The 26,396-nt window shown below is 35.4% G+C and carries 24 protein-coding genes; 20 read left to right on the top strand and 4 right to left on the bottom strand.

The genetic code is table 11. The features are described 5' to 3' along the window. Positions 1-75: 75 nt before the first annotated feature. The 16 genes from serS (at position 76) to BUC31_RS05585 (ending at position 15,911) form a co-directional block, all read left to right on the top strand. Positions 76-1,347, top strand: a complete 1,272-nt coding sequence (serS, locus tag BUC31_RS05660) for a serine--tRNA ligase (RefSeq protein WP_073242029.1) — start codon at positions 76-78, stop codon at positions 1,345-1,347. A gap of 238 nt (positions 1,348-1,585) precedes the next feature. Next, positions 1,586-4,333, top strand: coding sequence for a T9SS type B sorting domain-containing protein (locus BUC31_RS05655; protein WP_073242027.1), 2,748 nt, complete (start codon positions 1,586-1,588; stop codon positions 4,331-4,333). Between the two features lie 216 nt (positions 4,334-4,549). Next, positions 4,550-6,091, top strand: coding sequence for an amidase (locus BUC31_RS05650; RefSeq protein ID WP_073242025.1), 1,542 nt, complete (start codon positions 4,550-4,552; stop codon positions 6,089-6,091). 105 nt (positions 6,092-6,196) lie between these two features. After that, positions 6,197-7,039, top strand: a complete 843-nt coding sequence (locus BUC31_RS05645) for an endo alpha-1,4 polygalactosaminidase (RefSeq protein WP_073242023.1) — start codon at positions 6,197-6,199, stop codon at positions 7,037-7,039. Between the two features lie 44 nt (positions 7,040-7,083). Then, a complete protein-coding gene (locus BUC31_RS05640) occupies positions 7,084-7,410 on the top strand; it encodes a DMT family transporter (protein WP_073242020.1) in 327 nt (108 codons plus the stop codon). A gap of 116 nt (positions 7,411-7,526) precedes the next feature. Continuing rightward, positions 7,527-9,314 carry a tetratricopeptide repeat protein gene (locus BUC31_RS05635; protein ID WP_073242018.1) on the top strand — a complete coding sequence of 596 codons (1,788 nt, stop codon included), beginning with the start codon at positions 7,527-7,529 and terminating at the stop codon, positions 9,312-9,314. Between the two features lie 75 nt (positions 9,315-9,389). Beyond that, on the top strand, positions 9,390-10,022 hold the full coding sequence (locus BUC31_RS20630; protein WP_073242016.1) for a DUF4286 family protein: 633 nt from the start codon (positions 9,390-9,392) through the stop codon (positions 10,020-10,022). Between the two features lie 20 nt (positions 10,023-10,042). Next, the gene (rsmA, locus tag BUC31_RS05625) at positions 10,043-10,909 is read left to right on the top strand and encodes a 16S rRNA (adenine(1518)-N(6)/adenine(1519)-N(6))-dimethyltransferase RsmA (protein WP_073242015.1); all 867 of its coding nucleotides are present in this window, start codon (positions 10,043-10,045) and stop codon (positions 10,907-10,909) included. Continuing rightward, a complete protein-coding gene (mgtE, locus tag BUC31_RS05620; protein WP_073242013.1) occupies positions 10,896-12,248 on the top strand; it encodes a magnesium transporter in 1,353 nt (450 codons plus the stop codon). Before rsmA ends, mgtE begins: the two co-directional genes overlap by 14 nt. A gap of 117 nt (positions 12,249-12,365) precedes the next feature. Beyond that, the gene (locus BUC31_RS05615; RefSeq protein WP_073242011.1) at positions 12,366-12,731 is read left to right on the top strand and encodes a cupin domain-containing protein; all 366 of its coding nucleotides are present in this window, start codon (positions 12,366-12,368) and stop codon (positions 12,729-12,731) included. A 10-nt stretch (positions 12,732-12,741) separates the two neighbouring features. Beyond that, complete coding sequence (locus tag BUC31_RS05610) at positions 12,742-13,686, top strand: 2-hydroxyacid dehydrogenase (RefSeq protein WP_073242009.1); 945 nt, start codon at positions 12,742-12,744, stop codon at positions 13,684-13,686. 1 nt (position 13,687) lies between these two features. Next, positions 13,688-14,143, top strand: a complete 456-nt coding sequence (locus tag BUC31_RS05605; protein WP_073242007.1) for a DUF1801 domain-containing protein — start codon at positions 13,688-13,690, stop codon at positions 14,141-14,143. A 6-nt stretch (positions 14,144-14,149) separates the two neighbouring features. Next, a complete protein-coding gene (locus BUC31_RS05600; RefSeq protein ID WP_073242005.1) occupies positions 14,150-14,536 on the top strand; it encodes a VOC family protein in 387 nt (128 codons plus the stop codon). A gap of 53 nt (positions 14,537-14,589) precedes the next feature. After that, entirely contained in the window at positions 14,590-14,997 is a 408-nt protein-coding gene (locus BUC31_RS05595; RefSeq protein WP_084134948.1) for a hypothetical protein, read from the top strand. 78 nt (positions 14,998-15,075) lie between these two features. Further along, positions 15,076-15,399 (top strand): ArsR/SmtB family transcription factor, encoded by a 324-nt coding sequence (locus BUC31_RS05590; protein ID WP_073242003.1) that lies wholly within the window; start codon positions 15,076-15,078, stop codon positions 15,397-15,399. 11 nt (positions 15,400-15,410) lie between these two features. Beyond that, entirely contained in the window at positions 15,411-15,911 is a 501-nt protein-coding gene (locus tag BUC31_RS05585) for a GNAT family N-acetyltransferase (RefSeq protein WP_073243778.1), read from the top strand. 1 nt (position 15,912) lies between these two features. Here the strand turns inward: BUC31_RS05585 and BUC31_RS05580 are convergent, their stop codons facing one another. From BUC31_RS05580 to BUC31_RS05570, 3 genes are all read right to left on the bottom strand, one after another. Further along, positions 15,913-17,733: a GNAT family N-acyltransferase gene (locus BUC31_RS05580; RefSeq protein ID WP_073242001.1), complete on the bottom strand. Its 1,821-nt coding sequence runs from the start codon at positions 17,731-17,733 to the stop codon at positions 15,913-15,915. Positions 17,734-17,814: 81 nt separating this feature from the next. Beyond that, positions 17,815-19,062 carry an aspartate kinase gene (locus tag BUC31_RS05575; RefSeq protein ID WP_073241999.1) on the bottom strand — a complete coding sequence of 416 codons (1,248 nt, stop codon included), beginning with the start codon at positions 19,060-19,062 and terminating at the stop codon, positions 17,815-17,817. Between the two features lie 36 nt (positions 19,063-19,098). After that, a complete protein-coding gene (locus BUC31_RS05570; RefSeq protein WP_073241997.1) occupies positions 19,099-19,581 on the bottom strand; it encodes a GNAT family N-acetyltransferase in 483 nt (160 codons plus the stop codon). Positions 19,582-19,688: 107 nt separating this feature from the next. Between BUC31_RS05570 and fbp the strand changes: the two genes are divergently transcribed. Next, positions 19,689-20,699 carry a class 1 fructose-bisphosphatase gene (fbp, locus tag BUC31_RS05565; protein WP_073241995.1) on the top strand — a complete coding sequence of 337 codons (1,011 nt, stop codon included), beginning with the start codon at positions 19,689-19,691 and terminating at the stop codon, positions 20,697-20,699. A 54-nt stretch (positions 20,700-20,753) separates the two neighbouring features. On the opposite strand, the gene BUC31_RS05560 is transcribed toward fbp, so the two are convergent. Beyond that, complete coding sequence (locus BUC31_RS05560) at positions 20,754-21,176, bottom strand: tellurite resistance TerB family protein (RefSeq protein WP_073241993.1); 423 nt, start codon at positions 21,174-21,176, stop codon at positions 20,754-20,756. Positions 21,177-21,278: 102 nt separating this feature from the next. Here BUC31_RS05560 and BUC31_RS05555 point away from each other — a divergent pair, with 102 nt between their 5' ends. From BUC31_RS05555 to BUC31_RS05545, 3 genes are read left to right on the top strand one after another with little or no spacing between them, the layout of a single operon-like run. After that, positions 21,279-22,304 carry a ligase-associated DNA damage response exonuclease gene (locus BUC31_RS05555; RefSeq protein WP_073241991.1) on the top strand — a complete coding sequence of 342 codons (1,026 nt, stop codon included), beginning with the start codon at positions 21,279-21,281 and terminating at the stop codon, positions 22,302-22,304. Next, on the top strand, positions 22,301-23,914 hold the full coding sequence (locus BUC31_RS05550; protein WP_073241989.1) for an ATP-dependent DNA ligase: 1,614 nt from the start codon (positions 22,301-22,303) through the stop codon (positions 23,912-23,914). Before BUC31_RS05555 ends, BUC31_RS05550 begins: the two co-directional genes overlap by 4 nt. Next, on the top strand, positions 23,914-26,382 hold the full coding sequence (locus BUC31_RS05545) for a ligase-associated DNA damage response DEXH box helicase (RefSeq protein WP_073241987.1): 2,469 nt from the start codon (positions 23,914-23,916) through the stop codon (positions 26,380-26,382). The genes BUC31_RS05550 and BUC31_RS05545 overlap by 1 nt, the downstream gene beginning before the upstream one ends. Positions 26,383-26,396: the final 14 nt, after the last annotated feature.

Here is a 26,396-nt window from a genome sequence, read left to right as displayed (position 1 = left end):
TACAATTTAGTCTTTAAAAGAACCGTTTATAAATAACAAGATTAACGTAAATTTGCAGTCAAATACAATTCAATAATGTTACAAATACAGACCATTAGAGATAATCAAGAAGATATTATCCTTGCCCTTGGAAAAAGAAATATTGATGCACAACCCTTAATTGAAAAAGTGCTTCAATTAGATGAAAACAGACGTGCTGCCCAAACAAGTTTGGACAACATTTTGGCAGAGTCAAATAAAATTTCCAAAGAAATTGGTGTGTTGTACAAAACAGGAAAAGCTCAAGAAGCAAATTCCTTAAAAGAACAAACGGTAAAACTAAAGGAAGAATCCAAAAAATTAGGTGAAGATTTAAACTTAGCAGAAGAAGAGTTACAAACACTACTTTACCAATTACCAAATGCACCGCATGCTTCTGTTAAAAAAGGTTCGACTGAAGAAGATAATGAAGAAATATTCAGCGAAGGCGATATTCCTAAATTGGTTGAAGGTGCCCTACCGCATTGGGAGCTGGCGAAGAAATATGATATTATAGATTTTGAATTAGGTGTTAAAATTGCAGGCGCAGGTTTTCCTGTGTATAAAGGTAAAGGTGCCCGTTTACAACGTGCTTTAATTGCCTATTTCTTAGATAAAAATACCGAAGCTGGTTATACTGAAATTCAAGTTCCGCATTTGGTAAACGAACTTTCAGGTTATGGCACAGGTCAATTGCCAGACAAGGAAGGTCAAATGTACCATGTAACGGCAGATGATCTTTATTTAATACCAACTGCAGAAGTTCCGGTTACAAATATTTTTAGAGATGTTATTGTAAATGAAAGTGATTTTCCTATTACATATACGGGGTATACTCCATGTTTTAGAAGAGAAGCAGGTAGTTATGGCGCACATGTACGTGGTCTAAACCGCTTACACCAATTCGATAAAGTTGAAATTGTACGTGTAGAGCATCCTTCAAAATCATATGATGCCTTAGATGGTATGGTTGAGCATATAAAAAATATTCTACGAGAATTAAAATTGCCATACCGAATTCTAAGACTATGTGGTGGTGATTTAGGCTTTACAGCTGCACTTACGTTTGACTTTGAAGTGTTCTCAACTGCACAAGACAGATGGTTAGAAATTAGCTCTGTTTCAAATTTTGAAACATACCAGGCTAATAGACTAAAACTACGTTTTAAAGATGAAAGCGGAAAGAATCAACTAGCTCATACATTAAATGGAAGCTCTTTAGCATTACCTCGTGTTTTAGCTGGTATTCTAGAAAACTACCAAACTGCAGACGGAATTAAAATTCCAGATGTATTAGTACCTTATTGTGGTTTTGATATGATTGATTAACCTTGATTATTCAATAATCGCTAATAAATTTAAGCACATAAAAGGGGTATTGTAGCACATACAATACCCCTTTTATATTTTGTAAATAATTAGAACTTAGAAAAGTTCAATTTTACCCTTCATCAAATATATGTCCATCTCAATTAAATTTAGATACCGCTGTATATACAAGACAAGTGAAAATTGTATATTGTCTTGACCAAAGTTGTTTTCAAACAACAAAATCAACCACTATTACATGAGATTCTGCTTACTATTAATCACCTTCACTTTTTGTCATTTATCACAAGCCCAAGTTACTCCGGCAGAAAGAGCAGCGTTGTTAGCCTTTTATAATGCAACAGATGGTCCAAATTGGTTTAGCGAGAATGATGCTGACCCAACAGACGATTGGGATTTCTCTGGTCCTGTAACGAATGACTGGAAAGGAATAACAATCTTTGGCGGCAATGTGATAAGTATTAACATGAACCCTAATCAATTAATAACTGAGGCAAATAATCTAACAGGTACAATACCCAATGAAATTGGTAATTTCCCATCTTTAAGGCTACTTAATTTAGCAGGCGAAAACCTGACAGGAAATTTACCTGCCAGTCTCTTTGATTTAACCGAGCTTTCCTATCTCAATTTAGTGGCCAATAATTTATCTGGAGAAATACCAGACGAGATTTCTCAACTCGTTAACCTTGTCAATTTATACCTTACCAACAACAATTTTGATGGAGAAATACCGGTTTCTATAACAACGCTTACCAATCTTGAATCTTTAGAACTTTCAGGTAATAACCTATCAGGAGAAATTCCGATTGAATTGACTAATATGATTCAATTGATAACTTTAAAACTTGGATCAAACCAACTTACAGGCTTTTTATATCCTGAGTACGAAAACCTCGTTAATCTTGAAACTTTCTATTTATTCAGCAATTCACTTACGGGGACTATCCCTCCTGAACTAGGCAATATGACTAGCTTAAGGTTTTTAAATATTGGTAGAAATGATTTAAATGGTACTCTACCAGACAATCTTGGAAACCTAAGTAACTTAGAGTTTATGGACATTAGTTCAGCGAATATATCTGACAGTATTCCAGAATCATTCGGAGATCTTACTGAGTTACAAAGTTTACGTCTATATATAAATGAACTAACAGGTACAATTCCGGCTTCACTTGCCAATCTAACACAACTAAGAAATTTTGAAGTTTTCAATAATGAATTATCAGGCGAACTATCACCTAATTTTGGACAATGGAGTCAATTAATAACCTTTAAAGCGGGATCCAATCAACTTACAGGCTTCATTCCTGAAAGCTATGCTAGTTTTATTAATATGACCAATTTCGAAGTATCTTATAATAATTTTTCAGGAGAATTATCTCCTCTCTTTTCAAACTGGAATAATATTACATATTTAAATATACGTGATAATGAATTTAGTGGCGAACTACCAGATACGTATTCCAATTGGACTAATCTAGAAATATTTAATATAGGTCACAATCAATTCAGCGGTCAACTATCTCCAGATTTTGCTAACTGGACCAATGCGCAAGGACTTAATTTTCAACATAATCAATTTGAAGGACCAGTACCGGATTTCACAGCTGTTCTTACTGACGACATTCAGGGAGAATTCATACAAATAAACAATAACAGGTTTCAATTTGGAGATTTCGAAGATGAATTTGATTATTACAACCAAGAACTTTTTGGGTTTTTCTATAATGACCAAGCCAGCGTAAATGATATTGAAACTTTTGATAATTGCGTAGGCTCTAGCGTAACGTTATCAACTCTAGTTAGTGGTACGGCAAATGTTTATCAATGGTTTAAAGATGGCTCTCCCATATCAGGAGCAAACGATGCTGATCTAATTCTTGATCCTTTAAGTGTAACAGATGCAGGAGTGTATACTTGCGAAATTACAAGCACCATAGTAACAGACCTGACCCTAGAGCGAAACCCTATAACTGTTACAGTAAACAATAATGCACCTACCGCCAATGAAATAGTAGATATTAGTATTTGTGATCCGGATGGAGACGGATTTGCCATTTTCCCTATCAATCTTGCCGACTTGGAATCTCAAACAATTGGAAGCCAAACAGGGTTGACAGTCTCCTATTACGATGTATCAGGAAATCCCCTGCCCTTAATCGACAATTTTACCAACACCACACCCAACACACAAACCATAACTGTTCGCGTTGTCAATTCTAGTGGTTGTTCTGACGAGACTTCGTTTAATTTGATAACGACATTGCCTGCCACTGCAGAACAATTAGCAGATACAACGGTTTGCGGAAGTTTTACGTTGCCAGAATTAGATTTAAGCAACAACTACTATACACAACCCAATGCCGAAGGCACTCAATTACAGGCTGGAGAAAATATTACCATAACGCAGACCATTTATATTTATGCTGGTGTAGGTAATTGCTCAGATCAATCCAATTTTACGGTGACTATAGAACCTGTTTTAGCAGTTGACGAATTAGAAGATGTCACAGAATGTGGAGTATTTATTTTACCGCAATTAAACAACGGAATCTATTACACTCAGCCCGGCGGAGCAGGAAGTATTTTGACAGCTGGTGAATCTATAACAGAAAATAGTACAATCTATATTTATGATACTAATGAAGTTTGTTTTGCTGAATCAAGTTTTCAAGTTACTATAGATCTAATAGCCTGTGAAAATTCTGATGAAGCGATAAAATTAAAATTCCCTAATTTCTTTACCCCTAATGAAGATGGCACTAATGATGTTTGGGAGGTTGACCAAGATTTCTTCACTCTTAGGGGAACAGTTACCATTTATGACCGCTACGGGAAACTACTTTATCAGTTCAATGCCGAAACCGGAAGCTGGAACGGAACTTTTAATGGAAGAAGACTAACGGCAACAGATTATTGGTATAGGTTTGTTGAAGAAGAAGGAAGTACAATTGTTACTGGGCACTTCTCCTTGATAAGATAAAACAATCTTTTTTTTATTCTATAGTCAATTTAAAACCCTTTGCGATTTAATGGCTATTTAAATAGGGTTTTCTTTAAATGATATGGTCAAAAATGAAGAATTCGTGAAACCACTTTTTATGAAAGAATTCTTCTATATAACCACATCTATATTCATTATTTTAGTAAAACGTCCTGTTCAAACATGAACTGGTAAAATCTTAAAACCTTCTTCATTATGAATTTCAAATTCAATTGCTGTCTATTAATTATGAGTATGATTTTTCTTGGCTGCTCTGATGAAAAAAGTATAAAAGAAAAAGAGATAAATATTGAAGAATTAACCATTTCCGATATACATAAATCATATCAAGATAAAACCTTCAACAGTGAACAGCTAGTGAAGATCTATCTTGAAAGAATTGAAAATTTTGATAGCACTTTGAACGCAATTACTGTGATCAACCCCCAAGCCCTAAAAATAGCAAAAGAACTTGATAAAGAATACCAACGAACAGGCACTCTACGACCTTTACACGGCATACCGCTAATTGTTAAAGACAATATCAATACAGAAGGTTTACCTACTACTGCCGGTTCACTAGCACTGCAAAACTATATACCTGAAGAAAATGCGTTTATTATTGAAAAACTTGTGGAAGCCGGTGCTATAATAATTGCAAAATCCAACATGGCCGAATGGGCATTTAGCCCAATGCACAGTGAAAGTTCAACAGTTGGCACAACTAGAAATCCATATAATACCAATTATGTACCTGCTGGATCTAGTGGTGGTACAGGTGCTTCTATCGCTGCTAATTTCGGAACTATAGGGCTAGGAACAGATACCGGAAATTCCATTAGAGGCCCGTCTTCTCATAATGCATTAGTAGGGTTTAGAACCACCCTAGGTTTAGTTAGTAGAAGCGCAATTGTTCCGCTTTATTTGAGGAATGATGTAGTTGGCCCTATGTGCAGAACTGTTGAAGATGCAACTAAAGTTTTAGAAGTTATTGCAGACATAGACCCTAAAGACCCACTAACAGCATATTCAGAAGGGAAGACACCAGCAGGTTATACACAATTCCTTAAAAAAGATGCCCTTAACGGTTCTAGAATAGGTGTTCTGAGAACCTTAAGTGATGACAGTCCGCATCCTGAAATAAATCAATTATTTAATAATGCACTTCTCCAATTAGACTCTTTAGGAGCTTCGGTAATCGATTCGGTTATCGTACCTGATTTTCAAAACTTAAAACAAAACCAATGGTGTGCCACTTTTCGCAAAGATGTCGAGACTTTTTTATCTGATTATGTTAAAAATGATTCACTAAAAACCATTGAAGATATTATTGAAGTAGGAAGCAAGTCTGATTTTGCAAGAGAAAGGTTAGTAAGAAATACCGCCCACACTGGAAGATGGGAAGATTCAGAAATACCCTGTTTAGATGCTTATACAGATATACGCAGAATTGCTTTTAGAGAAGCTATAGAAAACATGATGGATTCTTTACAACTAGATGCCATTGTATATCCATCATGGAACAATCCACCAGCACCTATTGATCAATTTCAAGAAGAATACAAGGGAGACAATAGTCAAATTATTAGTCCGCATACGGGGCAGCCAGCTTTTACCGTTCCTATGGGTTTTACAAATAATAATCTACCTGCAGGACTCCAGTTTCTGGGCAGAATGTATGACGAGCCTATTTTAATAGGACTTACCTATTCTTATGAACAGGGCACCAAACACAGAAAATCACCCGATTTAAAATAGCATCAACTTTCATATTAAGGTTCGAATAGGCTAATTCTTATTCTTAGGCGTATATAAACAGACAGTCTTTTATTCCCCATAAAATTTATACCTTAAATACTTATTATGAAAAATTTCATTCTACTTTTAATGTTATCGGTCTTTCTTGCTTGCAGTAACCAAGATGACTATACAAATACGGAAGAGGTAACGGAAGAAAATGAAAATTTCAGCGCTATACCAGTCTATAACCATGCATATATTGAAAATTATGAAGTAGACCAATTAGCCTACATTGCTTTAAATGCAACAAATGCATATGTATTAGTTGATCCGTTTGAAGATAACGTTGCAGAATCGATAGCTGAAATAAAAGCCAACGGCAATCAAATAGCAGCCTATATCAGTATTGGTACAGGTGAAGACTGGAGAGATGATTTTAATGAACTTCAACCTTTTTTAACTACCGAACAATGGGCAGAGTGGCCAGGTGAATATTTTGTGAACACTACTACAACCGGAATAATCGACGTCATGAAAGCTCGAATTGATAAAATTGCAGATTTGGGTTTTGATTGGGTAGAGTTTGATAATATGGATTGGGCATTGTATGATGAAACGCGAGAGACATATGGTATAGAAGTTTCGAAAGAACAAGGAATTGCCTACTATCAAGAACTTTGTAATTATGTGCATGAAAAAGGCATGAAGTGCATGGCTAAGAACTTCGTTGAAAATGCAGAGGATTTTGATGGTGTCACTTATGAATCATACAATGATGAAAAAAACTGGTGGGATACCTCTGGAGCCCAAAGTTTTTTAGATGACGAAAAACTTGTTATTATAATTCATTATAACGAAAGCAACTGCAATCAGGTTTATACTGATTACCAAGCTATTTACAACGAAGACCTTTCATTTATCTGCGAAGACACCACAGTAAAAAAATACCTTCATTACAATGAATAAATTTTAAAGATTATTGACCTTTAGTATAACTAAATATTTGCATTATGAATTGGGCACTATTAATAATCGCGGGTCTTTTTGAAGTAGCTTTTGCCTTCTGTTTAGGTAAAGCAAAAGAAACCACTGGCAACGAAATGTACATGTGGTATGTTGGCTTTTTAGTCACACTTGCCATAAGTATGATACTATTAGTGAAAGCGACACAAACATTACCAATCGGTACCGCATATGCAGTATGGACAGGTATTGGTGCAGTAGGCACAGTACTAGTTGGTATATTCGTATTCAAAGAACCAGCAACTTTTTTACGTATACTTTTCATTACCACATTAATAGGTTCTATCATAGGACTTAAAGTAGTATCTCATTAATGATATTGTCATTACAAAATTCGCTCACTAAAAAATTAAAATTATTATAGCATAAATTCAAGTGCTTGTTAGCATCTACTTAACAACAACTTACTGCATTCTATGTATATTTGATTATGCGCTTTATCTTTTTCCTAATAACATATTTAGCACTATCTACATTTGCCTTTGCCCAAGATGATTTCTTGGCAAAGCAATATTTTGCTGATGGTGATTTTGAAAAAGCAGTTGTTTTTTATGAAAAGCTCGTAGAAAAAAACCCTAGAAGAACAGAATATGTTCAGGATTTAGTTGCTTGCTATCAGCAATTAGAACGTTACCAAGAAGCTGAAAATTTTTTAAATCAGCGCCTAAATGACCGTAATCCTTACCCAACATTATTAATAGACTTAGGTTACAATTATGCCCTTCAAGAAAAAGAAGAAATGGCACAAACGTATTATGATAAAGCGTTGGATATCATCTCTAAAAATCCTAATTATGGATATGCGATAGGTCTTCAATTTCAAAAATACAGTCTTTTAGACATGGCTATAAAAGCCTTTCAAACATCAATGAAGCTAAATCCTGCATTAAACTTTAACTTTCAGCTTGCTAGAATTTATGGGGAACAAGGCAATGTTGAAGCAATGTATAATTCATACCTAAATCTGGTTATTGACGGTAAAACATCTAAATCTAACATACTAAGAAGTATTGATGATTTCGTTTCTGAAGATGCTGAGGACAAAAACAACATTCTATTAAAAAAAGTACTTTTAGAGCGTGCACAAAAGAATCCTGATATTCTTTGGAACGAACTTTTAAGTTGGTTATTCATTCAACAAAAGCAATACGGCAGTGCGTTTAGGCAAGAAAAAGCCATTTTCAAACGCATGAACGGCAGCTCTACCACTCGCTTAGAAAATTTAGGCAATGATGCCCTAGACAATGAAGAACATGAAGTTGCCAAAGATATTTACAGCTATATCATTGAAAATACCAGTAATAAAATAACACAGTTAGATGCCGAGTTAAACCTCATTGATATTGAATTATTAAATGCTTCTACTAATCAATTAGATGCTATTCAAAAAAAATACGATGCTTTAGTAGATGAATATGGCTACAAAACGCAATCATTACAACTTCAAGTTGCCTATGCTAATTTTCTAACATTTACAAAGAATGATCCCGCACCTGCACAAAAATTATTGAAGAATAGTTTAGAGCTGCCATTAAGTGACAGAGGTACCGCGTATTTAAAATTAGCGTTAGGCGATATTTTGGTGTATGACAAAAAGTTTAACGAAGCACTCATCTACTTCTCACAAATTCAGCAAAAATTAAAGAACGATGTACTTGGTCAAGATGCCCGTTATAAAGTAGCACAAACTAGTTTTTACAAAGGAGATTTCGATTGGGCTTTAACGCAATTAAAGGTACTGCGAAGTTCTACTTCTCAACTAATTGCTAACGATGCTATGCAGCTGAGCCTATTAATATCAGACAACTCACTTGAAGACTCTACACAAACTGCTCTAAAAAAATATGCAAGGGCAGATTTTTTAGCCTATCAGAATAAAACCGGCGAAGCAATAACCGCATTGGGCGATATTTTGGAAAACCATAAGGGCGAAAAAATTGAAGACGAGGCGCTTTTAAAACAAGCACAATTATTTGAGAAGCAAAAGAAATACGAAGAGGCACAATTAAACTATCAGAAAATCATCACATTCTATGGTAATGGCATTCTAGCAGATGATGCCTACTATGCTTTGGGCGAATTGTATAGGAAAGTATTGAACGACCCTCAAAAGGCTAAAGAGCAGTACGAGAAAATCATCTACAATTATCAAGATAGTTACTACTTTCCTGAAGCAAGAAAGAACTTTAGAATCTTAAGGGGAGACGCTATAAATTAAAATCAGGTATTATCTAATTCGTTTTAAGCCCTAGTTGAACTAACTTTACATTTCAAATAGAATTTGATATAACCCATGTATATATATAACGTTACCACGAATATTGAAGAAACAGCTCATGAAACCTGGCTGCAGTGGATGAAAGAAACACATATTCCACAAGTACTATCAACCGGTAAATTCTTAAGTGCAAAATTCTCAAAAGTACTAGTTGAAGAAGATATGGGCGGCTATACTTACTCAGTACAATACACCGTAAAGGATAAAGCTACCTTAGAAAGATACTATGAAGAAGATGCACCGGCGCTAATAGAAAGTATTCAAAAGAAGTTTGCTGGCCAATTGGTTTCTTTTAAAACCGAATTAGAAGTGGTAGATGAATTCTTTGTACAAAGAGCAACTGCTACACATTATTTATTTACGTACGGAACTTTACAAGAAAGAGAAGTACAATTGGGAGTCTTCTCTAGACCTTTAAACGGATTTGAAGACGAATTACCTTTGTATACAATTTCTGATATAAAAGTAGCGGACCTCTACCCTACTTTACGGCATACAGGAGTTAAGGAAGATGCTATAAAGGGGCAAGTGTATACCATATCTCATCAAGAATTACAAAAAGCAGATAGATACGAAGGTGAAGCTTACGAAAGAATTCAAATTCAATTAGCTTCTGGTAAAAATGCTTGGGCTTACATTGCAAAATAAGGCACCGTTAAATCAAACTTATGGGAACGAAAAGAAAGAAGAATAAAGGTGATAAGTATGCTCATAAAAAGCAATACGAAAAAGGTCCTGTAAAAGCAAAGAAATACTTAGGTCAACACTTTTTAAAAGATGAGGACATTGCCAGACAAATTGCAGAAACCCTCTTACAGCAAGATTATAAGAATGTAATAGAAATTGGTCCAGGTACAGGCGTACTAACTAAATACCTCCTTTTACGAGATAGCAATTTAGTGGCTATGGATTTGGATACGGAGTCCATCACTTACTTAAATGAGACCTTCCCTCTAGAACATCCCAAAGCATTTGAGGGCAATGGTACTTTCAAAGTAATTGAAGCAGATTTTCTAAATTTTGATACCTCAACCCTTTTTGGCGATGAGCAATTTGGTATAACTGGTAATTTCCCATATAATATCTCTACGCAGATAGTTTTTAAAATGTTGACCCTTAGAAATCAAATACCTGAATTTTCAGGGATGTTTCAAAAAGAAGTCGCCCAACGTATTTGCTCTCCTGAAGGTAGTAAGGCATATGGTATTCTTTCGGTTTTGGTACAAGCTTTCTATAAGGCAGAATATCTTTTTACAGTTGAACCAGATGTTTTTGACCCTCCGCCTAAAGTACAGTCGGGCGTATTACGATTAACCCGTAAAGCAAACTTTGAGCTTTCTTGCGATGAGCAACTTTTGTATCGTGTGGTAAAAACTGCATTTAATCAACGTAGAAAGACCTTACGTAACAGTTTAAAAACATTTACATTATCAGATAATTTAAGAGAAGATACTATATTTGACCTTCGACCAGAACAATTAGCGGTAGACGATTTTATAGCATTGACGAACAAAATAGCAAATGACACCCTTTAAGCTTACCGAAGAATTTGTAGTAGAGATAGAACAGCTCATTGAACAGAACAATGATGCTGAACTTAATTCTATGTTAGGTGCTGTGCATTATGCAGATGTCGCCGAGATCATCAATGAATTAGATAAGGAAAAAGCCACCTATCTAATTAAGTTATTAGATAGTGACAAAACCTCAGATGTACTTACAGAGTTAGATGAAGACGTACGTGAAGCTATATTAAGCAGTCTTTCTACAAAAGAAATTGCTGGTGAACTAGAGGAGCTAGATACTGATGATGCTGCAGATATCATTGGCGAGCTACCCAAGGATCAGATACAGGATGTTATCTCTAAAATTGAAGATAGGGAACATGCAAAAGATATCGTTGATCTATTAAGATATGCTGACGATTCTGCTGGCGGACTTATGGCAAAAGAACTTGTAAAGGTTAATGAAAACTGGAACGTTCTTACCTGTGTAAAAGAAATGAGGGCGCAGGCAGAAAATGTTACACGCGTACATTCTATTTATGTTGTCGATGATGAAGACAAACTAAAAGGAAGATTATCTTTAAAAGATTTATTAACCACTTCTACCAAAACTCACATTAAAGATGTTTTTATAAAGAATGTAGATTCTGTCAACGTCAACGAAGATCCAGAAGAAGTAGCGAGAATAATGAGTAAGTATGACTTAGAAGCCATACCTGTTGTTGATGAAATTGGTAGACTGGTAGGTCGTATTACCATTGATGACATTATAGATGTTATAAAAGAAGAAGCTGAACGCGATTACCAAATGGCAGCGGGTATATCACAAGATGTAGAAGCAGATGATAGTATTTGGGATCTTACAAAAGCACGTTTACCGTGGTTAATTCTAGGTCTTTTTGGTGGTGCAGGAGCAGCGGTAATTATGGGAGGTTTTGAAGAAATGTTTCGCGAATATACTGTGCTATTCCTTTTTACTCCGCTTATAGCTGCAATGGCAGGTAATGTTGGTGTTCAGTCTAGCGCTATTATTGTTCAAGGTCTTGCAAATGATGATATTAAAGGAAGTATAAGTAGCAGATTAATTAAAGAAATGCTTTTGGCATTACTGAACGGATTTATTCTTTCGTGTTTATTATTGATTTTTACATGGATATGGAAGGGAGATTTCCCTACCTCATTAGCAATTTCAATTTCGTTGATTGCTGTAATCGTAGTAGCAGGATTCATTGGTACTTTTGTTCCATTATTTTTAGACAAAAGAGGCATAGACCCTGCCATAGCAACCGGACCTTTCATTACGACCAGTAATGACATTTTCGGAATTTTAATTTACTTCTCTATTGCAAAATTGATTTTAGGCATTTAATAAACAGCTCATCTTCTTTTTAGAATAGTGGCGCTTTGTGTATCTTACTATATCAAATTTTACATTTATAAAAAATAAACTATCCTTTTATCCTAAAGCAGGATGAAACGAACACACATGAAAAGTATCAACCTAAAAGAAAAGTATGATCATGTAAATGATTTTTGGCATCCACACCAAATAGGTATTGTTGACAATATGCAAGTTTTATTGGCAAAGATTAAAGGTGAGTTTGTATGGCATTCACATGAAAATGAAGACGAACTTTTTCAAGTAGTCAAAGGAACGCTTTATATGCAGTTTAGAGATCGCACAGAAGTTGTACAACAAGGTGAAATTATTATAGTACCTAAAGGTGTTGAGCACTGCCCAATGACTAAAAACGATGAAGTGGTACAACTCATGTTATTTGAAAAATTAAGCACTGCACATACCGGTAATGTAAAAGACGAGAAAACACAAACAGATTACCCCAAAATATAATTAAGCATAAATGAAAATATTACACGTAGATATAAACCACCCACTTATCATTGAGCAGTTTTCTGAATTAGGTTTTCAGAACGATGAAGACTATAGCTCTACCAAAGAACAGATTGAAGCTAAAATAGAAGATTATGACGGACTCATAATCCGCAGTAGATTCTCCATAGATGCTGCGTTTTTAGACAAAGCTAAGAACCTGAAGTTTATAGGAAGATTAGGCGCCGGACTTGAGAATATAGATACGCAACATGCTAAGTCGCTTGGTATATTTCTTGCTGCCGCACCAGAAGGCAATCGTAATGCTGTAGGTGAACATGCTCTAGGCATGCTTTTATCGCTGTTTAATAAACTGAACACCGCAGACAAAGAGGTAAGAAGTGGCAAATGGGATCGCGAAGGTAACCGTGGCATAGAGCTAGAAGGCAAGGTTGTTGGTATTATTGGTTATGGTAATATGGGTAAAGCATTTGCTAAAAAACTAAAAGGTTTTGATGTAGAAGAAGTTATTTGCTATGACATTCAAGGTGGTGTAGAAAATGAAAATGCACGTCAAGTAGGTATTCTAGAGTTTCAAAATAGGGTAGACGTTATAAGCCTACATGTTCCACAGACAGAATTGACTATAGGTATGGTCAATTCAGAGTTTCTTGAGAAATTCAATAATCCTATTTGGATAATTAATACAGCTAGAGGTAAATGTATAATAACTGCAGATTTGGTAGACGCTTTAAAATCGGGCAAAGTTTTAGGTGCTGGGTTAGATGTGCTGGAATATGAAAAAGCCTCTTTCGAAAATATGTTCACAGATGATAATTTACCTGAAGCATTTCAATATCTAATTAAGTCTGATCAAGTAATCCTATCACCACATGTAGCAGGGTGGACGGTTGAAAGTAAAATTAAATTAGCACAGACCGTAGTAGACAAGATAAAAGCTAAATTTTTGGAGTAGCATGAAATATGAAGCCAACACGCCAAATGAATATATTGCGCAATTACCACAAGAACGCAAAGTGGTAATTGAAAAACTAAGAGGTACTATTTTAGAAAATTTACCTAATGGTTTTGAAGAGCAATTAAGTTATGGCATGTTGGGCTATATAGTGCCACATTCATTATATCCGGCAGGGTATCATGTGCAACCAGAACTACCGTTACCTTTTATTAATTTGGCTTCTCAGAAAAACTTTATTGCGCTTTATCACTCTGGCATTTATGCAGAGCCTGCTATAATGAACTGGTTCAAGAACGAATACCCAAATCATTGCAAACGCAAGTTAGACATGGGTAAAAGTTGTGTTCGGTTTAAAAGTATGGATGATATTCCTTACGAGCTCATTGCAGAACTATGTACTAAAATGACTCCGACAGAATGGATTAGTTTATACGAGAAGAATATCAAAAAATAAATCGATATGAAAAAAAGAGTAACTGGTTTAGGCGGATTCTTTTTTAAAACCAAAGATCCAGATCAATCAAAAAATTGGTACAACAAGCATTTAGGGCTGAATACAGACCAATATGGCTGTACTTTTTGGTGGAAAGATAAGGAAGGAAATGATTGCTCAACACAATGGAGCCCCATGAATGCAGATACTGATTATTTCAAACCTAGCCAATCTAGTTTTATGATGAATTTTAGGGTTGAAAATCTTGTAGAGCTATTAGAAGTTTTGAAGCAAGAAGGAGTTACTGTTGTTGGAGAGATGCAAGAATTCGAATACGGAAAATTCGGATGGATTTTAGATCCCGACGGAAATAAGCTAGAACTTTGGGAACCAATTGATAAAGCATTGCTATGATGTTTAAATAATTACTACATTTAATACTTATAATAACCACCAAACAACAAAAAATGTCAGACGAGAATAAAGATTTTGGAGATAAAGCAGAAGATGCTTTTGATAGTGCTAAAGAATCAGCAAAAGAGTTTTCAGATGATGCCAAGAAAGCTTTCGAAAACAGTAATGTAGACAATGGAAAATCTGTTGCTATAATTTCGCATATAACCTTTATCGGATGGATAGTTGCTCTTATTATGAACAATGGTAATAAAACTGAATTAGGTAGTTATTACATAAGACAAACTTTAGGAATATGGATTTTGACTCTTGTATTAAGCTGGATACCTATTGTTGGTTGTTTTGCTTTTATAATATGCCTGGTTTTAGTCGTTATGAGTTTAATTAATGCTGCTAATGAAAAACAAGTACCGACGCCTGTTTTGGGTGAATATTTCCAAGATTGGTTTAAAAGTTTATAAATCGATAAGCCAGTTGAAATTTCAGCTGGCTTTTTTTATATTTATTATTATCGTAATATAGCAATATATAAATATAAAATGGGAGTTACTAAAACACAAATATTCAATGTACAGCAGAATGAACTCGCAGTCATTTTCAAGGTATTATCCAACCCTGCCCGTATTGCCATCTTACAATACATAAGTCAGCAAGATGCGTGTATCTGCAATGATATCGTTGATGAAATTGGCTTGGCACAACCTACAATTTCACAGCATTTAAAAGAACTTAAGAGTATAGATTTAATTAGAGGTGAAATAGAAGGCAAAAAAGTATGCTACTGTATTAACCTACCTAAATGGACAGAGATACAAAGACTGCTTAATTCTTTCTTTGACACTACTAAAGGTAACTGTTGCTAATAGAAATTAATATGAATGATATAACAATTAGAACCATGTTGTCGACGGACTGGAATTCTGTTGCCAATATATATCAAGAAGGGATTGATACCGGTATAGCCACTTTTGAAACAAACGTACCAACGTATAAAGCTTGGAACTCGGCACATATGAGCACTTGTCGTTTTGTTGCAGAAAACAATCATCATATTTTAGGGTGGGTTGCACTATCACCAGTTTCCAATAGGTGCGTTTATGGTGGTGTAGCAGAAATAAGCGTTTATATTTCTAAAAATAGCCGTGGTAACGGTCTGGGTAAATTATTATTACAACATGTGATAACCGCAAGCGAACAAGAAGGTATTTGGACGCTACAATCTGGTGTATTCCCAACAAACTATGGTAGCATTAAACTTCATGAAGCCACAGGTTTCAGAAAAATCGGCAAACGCGAACGTGTTGGCAAATTACACGGCAAGTGGGTAGATAATGTACTTTTTGAAAGACGAAGTAGCGTTGTGGGTATAGATTAAATTACTGCTCTGCATCTAAATTTTGAGATTCATGTAATTTACGTTCCAATTCTGCCTGAAACTCTTCCATTACCGGTTTTACTGTACTTTCAGGTAAATCAGCAATTTTAATATACATTAATCCGTCTACTGAATTATTGAACAATGGATCTACATTAAATGCTACCACTCTCGCATTTTGTTTAATGTATTTTTTAATTAATACCGGTAAACGTAAATTACCTGGTTCTACCTCATCAATTAAACGATCAAACTTATTTAAATCGGCTTGGGTTTCATCAAAAACGAACTCCTTATCGGCATCCTTCAATTTTACCTTGAATTCCTTTTTAGGTCTAATGTATTGCGCTACATAAGGATCCCAATAATTAGATTTCATAAATTCGATCATCAAAGATTTAGAGAAGTTAGAAAACTGATTACTGATACTTACCCCACCTATTAAATACTTGTGTTCTGGGAACCTCAATGTCGTATGAACAATTCCCTTCCAAAGTAAAAATAACGGCATTGGTTTTTGCTGGTATTCTTTAGTAATGTAGGCACGACCCATTTCAATAGAGTGCTCCATCATATCATACAATTCCGGTTCTACTCTAAAAAGATCTTGAAGATAAAAACCATCAATGCCATATTTAGGAAAAATTTCAGAGCCCATCCCCATTCTATAGGCACCAACTATACATTTAGCCTCAGAATCCCATAAAAAAAGATGATGATAATAGCTGTCAAAACTATCAAGATCAATTGCTTTATTTGTACCCTCGCCAATGGCTCTAAAGGTAACCTCACGCTGTCTTCCTATTTCCTTCAAAATAAAAGGCATATCCTTCTCTGTAGCTAGAAAAACTTCATAATTCTTACTTTGCAGCAAACGACAGTCTTTTTCTCTAAGTTTCTCTATTTCACCTTCCATAACCTCTTTACGAACTGCATCTGCAATTTTTTTAGGTTGCTTAGGTATTTTAAGGGAAGTCGGTATTTGATCTATTAAACGCTCTTTCTCATATGCGTTAGACAGCATATAGGTTTTACGACGCAGAAGATCAGTGTATTCTTCTAAACTTTGTTGTTCTTTTTGGGTAGCCACAGAAATAGGCTGCCCTATTCTAACCTTTATAGGTCTATTTCTTTGCGAAAATAATTGAGAAGGAATCATTGCCGTCCGTAATGAATCTCCCAATTTAGAAATACGGTAAAACAACGAACTATTTTTGGCGTGAAAATAAATAGGAACAACAGGCACATCTGCCTTTCTAATCAATTTTATTGCAGCTTCTTCCCAAGGTTTATCAACAATGAGCTTACCATCTTTATAGGTAGAAACTTCACCTGCAGGAAAAACGCCCAACACGTGACCATTTTTTAAATGCTCTAAAGTTTTCTTGAATCCGGCTAAATTACTTCTTGCATCTTTATGCTCGGTAAACGGATTTACCGGTAAAACAAAAGGCTCTAGCGGCACCATTCTTTGTAATAAGAAATTAGCCATTATCTTATAATCTGGCCGTTGCTTTACCATTAATTTGAACAACAAAATACCATCAATAGCCCCTAACGGGTGATTACTAATGGTTACATACGGACCATCTTTCGGTAAACGTCTAAAATCTTCCTCAGGTATTTCGTAGTCAATTTCATAAAGCTTTAAAATAGCATTGGCATAATCTTCCCCTTCTAAATGGGCAATGCTATCATAATCTCTGTTAATACGAGACAAGCGTGTTACCTTCAGTAATACCCAACCAATAAAAGTACCAAAAACCCCATATTTAGAGAGATTGATAGCCGTGGCAATTTCCTTAGCGGTAACTAAACCCATAAATCATCATCGATTAGACTGTAAATATAGGAAAATAGCCTTTGTAGCTACCTATTAAAAATTATTGAAATGACTCTAGAACTACTTCACAACCAACTGTACCGTTTCTGTACCACGTTGTTCTAATAATAACTCATGACCGTTCTGTAATGATTCTAACGCTTTAGTATTAAAATGTCTAATGGTGTATAATGAAACATTCTCATGATGAGCCACTTTAAATTTGCTTTTTAGTTGCTGCAAAAGTGCATCTAACCCACCAAACTTATTATCGATACAAACAGAAAAGCTAATTGCAGAATTTTGAATTAAACCTACCTTTATTTTATGCTGATGAAATAGCCTAAAAAGTTCGCTAATACTATCTTCAACAATAAAAGAAAAATCTAGCGAAGATAATTTCATTAAAACCTGATTCTTCTTCACTATAAAACAAGGTACTTTTGGCTCTATACCAACACCTTTACCAACCGTAGTCCCTTTACCGGTAGGATTAACAAATGATTTTACATGTAGTGGAATCTCTTTTCGCTGTAGAGGTTGTAATGTTTTTGGGTGAATTACAGATGCCCCGTAAAATGCTAACTCAATTGCTTCTCTATAAGATATATTATTAAGCAATTGCGTTTCTTCAAAATACCTAGGATCGGCATTTAAAACTCCCGGTACATCTTTCCAAATAGTAACAGAATCGGCATTTAAACAATAGGCTAATATTGCAGCAGAATAATCTGAACCTTCACGACCCAAGGTGGTAGAAAAGTTATTATCATCACTACCCAAAAATCCTTGTGTAATATTCAATACTTTTTGATCTATTGTAGTAACGTTCTTTTGAGTACGCTCCCAATCTACAGTAGTGTCTCTATAATTGCTATCTGTTTTAATAAAATTTCTAACGTCTAACCAATTATTGGCGATACCTATTTCTTTAAAATAAGCACTGATAATCGTAGTAGAAATCAATTCTCCGTAGCCGACTATTTGATCATAAACGAAATTATAATTGGGCGATTTATTCCAGACTAAGAAGCCGTTGATTTCATCTACAAGCACCTTTATTTCTTTATAAATAGCATGTTGTGCATTCGGAAATAATTCAGATACGATATCTAAATGATAATCAACCATTTCAGCTACCTTAGATGGTATATCTTTTTTATCATTGAAATAAGCATTTATAATATCTTCCATAGCATTGGTGGTCTTACCCATTGCCGATACTACCAATAGCGTATTTTCATACCCTACTTCTTTCAAAACCTTAACTACATTTTTAACCGCATTTGCATCTTTAACCGATGCTCCTCCAAATTTAAAAACTCTCATATGCTATTGCTCTCTAAATTTTATAGTTCTTTTTAATTAAGCTAATGCGCTTAAATACTCTTTCATACCGGTTTCATCTAACTGAACAACATCCCAATCTCGCATTACATTGGCACCTTTACTTTCGTAAAAACCAATTGCCGGCTCGTTCCAATCAATTACTTCCCAACTTATTCTTTTTACCCCTAATGCATCGCCATATTTAACGACCTCATTTAAAAGTGCGGTACCTAAGCCACTACCACGCATTTCTTCTGTTACAATTAAATCTTCTAAATGAATAACAGGTCCTTTCCAAGTAGAATACCTAGGGTACACCAAAGCCATACCCACAATTTTATCGTTCTTCTCTGCAACAAAACAGTGAAACAATTTCTGTTTACCAAAACCATCTTCCTCTAAATTCTGCACACTCACTTCCACGGCATCATCTTCCTTTTCAAAAGAGGCTAATTCTTGAATTAATTGAAGCACTTGCTTCATATCTTCTCTCTGGGCAACTCTAATTCTATAATCCATAATTGTTACAAATAAAACACAAAGTTATAAATTTAAAAAATGTAATTAAAATCAAAATTGAACGTTTAACAAAATACACGATATTTGTATTAACCATAAACTAAAAGATGTCTCCAAAAAGAAATCAGACCCTAGGGGAATTTATTATTGAAAATCAAGATTCATTTCAATATTCCTCAGGTGAATTATCAAAGCTTATCAATGCAATTAGATTAGCCGCTAAAGTTGTTAACCATGAAGTTAGCAAAGCAGGTCTAATAGATATTTTAGGCGGAGTTGGCGAAACCAACATTCAAGGTGAAGATCAGCAAAAGCTTGACCTATTTGCTAATGATAAATTTATTCAGACTTTAAAAAACAGGGAAATCGTATGCGGTATTGCCTCTGAAGAAGAAGATAGTTTCATTAGTATAAATAGTAATGATGACAATCACCAAAATAAATATGTAGTACTAATAGATCCATTAGACGGATCTTCTAATATTGATGTAAATGTATCGGTAGGTACTATTTTTTCTATTTACAGACGTATAACTCCCGTAGGTACACCGGTTACCATGGAAGATTTTTTACAACCTGGTAATAAACAAGTTGCCGCAGGTTATGTAGTGTACGGTACCTCTACCATGTTAGTATATACAACTGGTGATGGTGTAAATGGCTTTACGTTAAACCCAGCATTAGGTACTTTTTACCTATCTCACCCTAATATGAAGTTTCCTGAAAATGGAAGAATCTACTCTGTAAACGAAGGAAACTATGTGCATTTTCATCAAGGGGTAAAAGATTATATTAAGTACTGCCAAATGGAAGAGGACGACAGACCTTATACTTCTAGGTACATAGGATCTTTAGTTTCTGATTTTCATAGAAACATGATCAAAGGTGGTATATATATGTACCCAAAAAGTAGCGTAAGTGAAAGTGGTAAACTAAGATTGTTATACGAATGCAACCCTATGGCTTTTTTAGCCGAGCAAGCAAACGGAATAGCTATAGGCGGTAAAAATCGTATTATGGATATTCAACCAACAGAACTCCATCAACGGGTTCCGTTCTTCTGCGGAAGCAAAAACATGGTTGAAAAACTACAAGAATTTTTAAATAAGTATCATTAATAAAAAAAGGGAGCAAATTGCTCCCTTTTTTTATTTTCCTTTTTTTTTAAAAACTTAGTGTTTTACTAAGTACAGATAATCATCAAAATCTATTTTACCACCAAAAATAGCTACAGAACGTTCTATAATAACATCAGCTTTTTCTTCAGTAAAGCCAAGACCAATAGCATATTTCTTTATTAATAGTCTTTCTTCATCGTCAATTTCATGATCAGAATATACAATTCTGAATAAATCATATAAACGCTCTAATCTTTTTTCAGAATCTGGTGTAGAATCAATAGGGTATTTATTTTCTTTCTTAAAAACCTCTAAATACTCAGAATCAGTGATATCTAATTTAGTAGCGAAACGATCTAATAATTTTTTTTCTTCAGTACTAATTTCACCGTCAATAGACGCTAAAGTTGCCAAAGCTGCGAAATGAGCTAAGTTTCTTCTGTGCTCACCGCTACTATATAAATCTGCAAAAGACATATCTTATTTTTTAATTATTGAGCAAATATAAATTTTTTAGAGGTCATAGTTTAGTTTGTCATCAACTTTGTTTGCATGCGAAATTTGTAACTTGTTGTCGCTATGAAAACTCCTCTATTACAATTTACTGCCAATGGCATTTATTGCGAAAAAGCTAAGGTCTATCTTGACCCGTGGAAACCAGTAGAACATGCCATTATTTCGCATGGGCATGCTGACCATAGTAGATATGGTCACAAAAAGTATATTACCCACCACAGAAACGTTCCGATTATTCTGCATCGATTAGGCGAAATTAATGTTGAAGGAAAAGAATGGGGAGAGTCTTTTGTTATCAACAATGTAAAATTTAGTCTTCACCCAGCAGGTCATATTATTGGTTCATCACAAATAAGAGTTGAGCATAAAGGCGAGGTTTGGGTATTTACTGGAGATTATAAAACTGAAAATGATGGTATCTCCACTCCGTACGAGCCCATTAAATGCAACACGTTTATTACGGAATGCACTTTTGGTTTGCCGGCATTTAAATGGATACCTCAAGCAGAAGTTCTAGAAAATATAAATAATTGGTGGGCAGAAAATAAAGCCGAAGGCAAAACATCAATTCTTTTTGGATATAGCTTAGGTAAAGCACAACGTCTATTAAAATACCTGAATACTGATATTGGTGAAATATACACCCATGGTGCCATTGAAAATATGACGGAGGTGCTGCGCCCACTGGTAGAGTTTCCAAAAACAACACTTATTACTAGAGAAACGAATAAAGAGCAATTGTTGGGTAATATTGTATTAGCACCACCAAGTGCACATGGCAGTACATGGATAAGAAAAATGGTACCATATGTAACTGCTTCCGCAAGCGGATGGATGACTTTTAGAGGTGCCCGAAGAAGAAGAGCAATTGATAAAGGCTTTGTATTAAGTGACCATTGCGATTGGCCAGGGCTTTTAGAGAGTATTGAAGCTACAGGAGCCGAAAAGATTATTTGCACACACGGATATACAGATATATTTTCAAAATACCTTCGCGAACAAGGCTATGATGCCCGCACCGAAGCAACACAATATGGAGAGGAAGAAATAGAAGCTGCCGTAGCTTCAAAATCATCTATATCAGCATGAAAAACTTCGCACTCCTTATAAAAACACTAGATAGTACCAATAAGACTACTATAAAAGTACAGGCCTTAACAGACTACTTTCTAAAAGCCAGTGATGTGGACAAAGTTTGGACAATTGCCATACTCTCGCATCGTAGACCACCAAGACCAGTTAACACTACCCTGCTAAGAACTTGGGCGTCTGAATTGGCAAATATTCCACTTTGGTTATTTGAAGAGAGTTACCATATCGTTGGTGATTTAGCAGAAACTATTGCCTTGGTCATTCCTGCAGCCAATCAATCTTCAGAAAAAGGTTTAACGGTTTTTCTAGAAGAAATGATTGCCCTAAAAAAGAAGACAGATGATGATAAAAAAGCATATCTCTATGAAAACTGGAAAGTGCTTAACTATTATGAACGCTTTGTTTTTACAAAACTCATTACTGGCGGATTCAGAATTGGCGTTAGTCAAAAATTAATGACCCGCGCATTGGCTAAAGCAACTGAAATAGACGAGGATATTTTAGCTTATAAATTGATGGGGAACTGGGACCCAAATACAATATCTTTTCAACAGTTGGTTCTCGAAGAAAACGAAAGCGATTACCTATCTAAACCTTACCCTTTTTATTTAGCCTATGCTATAGAAGGCGAAGCAGCAGATTTAGGCGATATAAATGAATGGTCGGCAGAACATAAATGGGATGGCATTCGCTCTCAGGTAATTCTTAGAAATGATGAACTGTTTGTATGGAGCCGTGGTGAAGAATTGGTAACGGATAAGTACCCGGAGTTTAATGAATTTGTAAACGTTATACCAAACGGCACCGTTATAGACGGAGAAATTCTACCTTATATTGAAGGAACCATCGGCACTTTCAATGATCTACAGACGCGTATAGGTCGCAAAAATATATCAGCAGCACTCTTAAAAAAAGTTCCTGTTATTTTAAAAGCCTATGATATTTTAGAATGGGAAGGTAAAGACATTCGTCAGCTACCTTTTATTGAGCGTAGACATATATTAGAGAACATGTTTAAAAACGTGGTATCTGAACATAAACAAGCCAATATACCTTTACATCTATCTGAAACAATGCATTTTAGTTCTTGGATTGAATTGGCAGATGAACGCGATCGCTCTCGCGAAATGCATAGTGAAGGACTCATGCTTAAGAGAAAGGATTCTCCTTATTTAGTAGGCAGGAAAAAGGGTGATTGGTGGAAATGGAAAGTAGACCCATTAACTATAGATGCCGTACTTACTTATGCCATGAGAGGTCACGGTAGACGAAGCAACCTTTTTACAGATTATACATTTGCCCTTTGGAAGGATAATGAAGAAGGAGAAAAGGAATTGGTTACGTTTGCAAAAGCCTATTCCGGATTAACAGATGCAGAATTTAGAAAACTAGATGCATGGATAAAGAAAAACACTTTAGAACGTTTCGGTCCTGTTCGTAGTGTTACTCCGCATCATGTATTCGAAATCGCTTTTGAAGGTATTGCATTATCAAAACGTCATAAAAGTGGTATAGCCACACGTTTTCCAAGAATGTTACGATGGAGAAAGGACAAGAACATTCACGAAGCAAATACGTTGGATGATTTGAAAAACTTAATTCCGTAATGAACCGAGAACAATTGTATTCCATTGCAGAAAATTGGTTTCAAGAACAAGATTGGAAACCATTTAAATTCCAAAAAGATACTTGGAAGGCATTTCTGCAGGGTAAAAACGGGCTACTAAACGCTCCGACAGGCAGTGGTAAAACCTATGCATTGTGGTTTCCTATAGTACTGAATTACATTAAAAACAATCCTAATTATAAAACTAAACACAAAAAAGGATTAAAGGCAATTTGGATTACTCCGCTGCGTGCGCTTTCACAAGAAATAAAACAATCCGCAGAACGCATCACCTTAGATTTAGGTACGCAAATGACAGTTGGCATCCGTTCTGGCGATACTTCAACAAAAGAAAGGGCGCAGCAAAAAAAGCAAATGCCAGATCTGCTAATTACCACTCCCGAAAGCTTGCAACTATTACTAGCTACAAAAGGCTACGAGAAAATATTTAAAGATTGCACCGCCATTGTAGTAGATGAATGGCATGAAATTTTGGGTACCAAAAGAGGTGTACAAATGGAACTTGCCTTATCTCGGCTTAAAAATGTATCCCCTCAATTAAGAATTTGGGGCATATCTGCAACCATTGGTAATTTAGAACAAGCCAGAGATGTGTTACTGGGTACTGAATCTAAAGCTCTAGAAAACTCCGTTCTCATCAAAGCCAATATCAATAAGAAGATAACCGTAAAGAGTATTATTCCGAAAAAGATGGAAACCTTTCCTTGGCGAGGTCATTTAGGACTTCATTTGTTGGAAGAAGTAATTCCCATTATAAACAATAGCAAAACCACCCTACTGTTCACAAATACCAGAAGTCAATGCGAAATCTGGTTTCAGAAAATTTTGGAAAAACACCCTGAATATGCGGGTGAAATGGCAATGCATCATGGCAGTATAAATAAAGAGACAAGAGTTTGGGTTGAAAATGCTATTCGTAATGAACAGCTAAAGGCGGTAGTTTGTACTTCAAGTTTAGATTTGGGGGTAGATTTTGCCCCTGTAGAAACTGTTATTCAAATTGGCGGACCCAAAGGTGTTGCTCGTTTCCTGCAACGTGCAGGGCGCAGTGGTCATAGACCTGGTAAAGAAAGTGTTATCTATTTTCTACCAACGCACGCCATTGAACTTATAGAAGCATCGGCATTACAAAAAGCGGTAAAGTTGAACACAGTAGAAGACCGTATGCCATATCTTAATAGCTATGATGTGCTATTGCAATACTTGACCACCTTGGCGATTTCAGACGGATTCTATCCTAAAGAAATTTACCAAGAAGTAAAACAGACTTTTTGCTATCAAGCCCTTACCGAAGATAAATGGCAATGGTTATTGAACTTTTTGGTCATGGGTAGTCAAAGCTTACAGAGTTATGATGAATATAAAAAAGTAGAAGTTGAAGAAGACGGAAAATTCAAGGTCAACAATCGTGGCGTAGCAATGCGGCATCGTTTTCAAATTGGCACCATAGTAGGCGATGTAAACTTAGCCGTTAAATACCAAAAAGGCGGGTATATAGGTTCTATTGAAGAATTTTTCATTTCTAAACTTAACAAAGGTGATGTATTCACATTTGCTGGCAGAAATTTAGAATTTATTCGAATTAAAGAAATGACCGTACAGGTGCGAAATTCCAATAAGAAAACCAATAAAATTTCTAGTTGGATGGGAAGTCGTCTAACCCTATCTGCACAAATGTCTGAGCTTCTCAGAAATGAACTGTACAGCTCGGGCGAACCTATAAAAAATCAATCTGCAGAAATAAGAGCATTGAAACCTCTTTTTGACCGACAAAGAAGAGATAGTATTGTACCCAAACCATCAGAATTTCTAATTGAAACCTTTAAAACTCGCGATGGCTACCATCATCTCTTTTATCCTTTTGAAGGTAGATTTGTACATGAAGCCATGGGCAGTTTATTAGGGTATCGAATTAGCCTACTATCCCCTATTACTTTTTCATTGGCCTTTAATGATTACGGTTTTGAACTACTATCAGATCAACCAATAGATATACAACAAGTGTTGGATAATGATTTGTTTACCACAGATTTTATGCTAGACGATTTACAGAAAAGTCTGAATGCCACAGAAATGGCACGTCGTAGATTTAGGGATGTTGCTATTATTAGCGGAATGGTATTTACTGGCTACCCTAAAAAAGGGATTAAAATGAAACATTTACAAAGCAGTTCTCAATTATTGTTCGATGTTTTTAGAGATTACGAACCAGATAATCTATTATTTCAACAAGCATTTACAGAGACTTTTGAACACCAGTTAGAAGAAGGTCGTTTAAGACTTTCATTAGAGCGTATTGCCACTCAAGATATTGTTTGGAAAGCGTGCGAGCAACCTACACCATTTTCTTTCCCTTTGATTACGGAACGTGTGGGGCGCGAAAAATTATCAAGTGAAAAATTGGCTGACCGAATTAAAAAAATGGCTGCACTATTGATGAAGAAATAGGTAATTTTGCATCG

Origin of the sequence: Maribacter aquivivus (genome assembly GCF_900142175.1) — a bacterium.
Taxonomy (GTDB): Bacteria; Bacteroidota; Bacteroidia; order Flavobacteriales; family Flavobacteriaceae; genus Maribacter; species Maribacter aquivivus.
The sequence above is the reverse complement of the archived record's forward strand: the minus strand, read 5'-3'. Positions and strand labels throughout refer to the sequence as shown.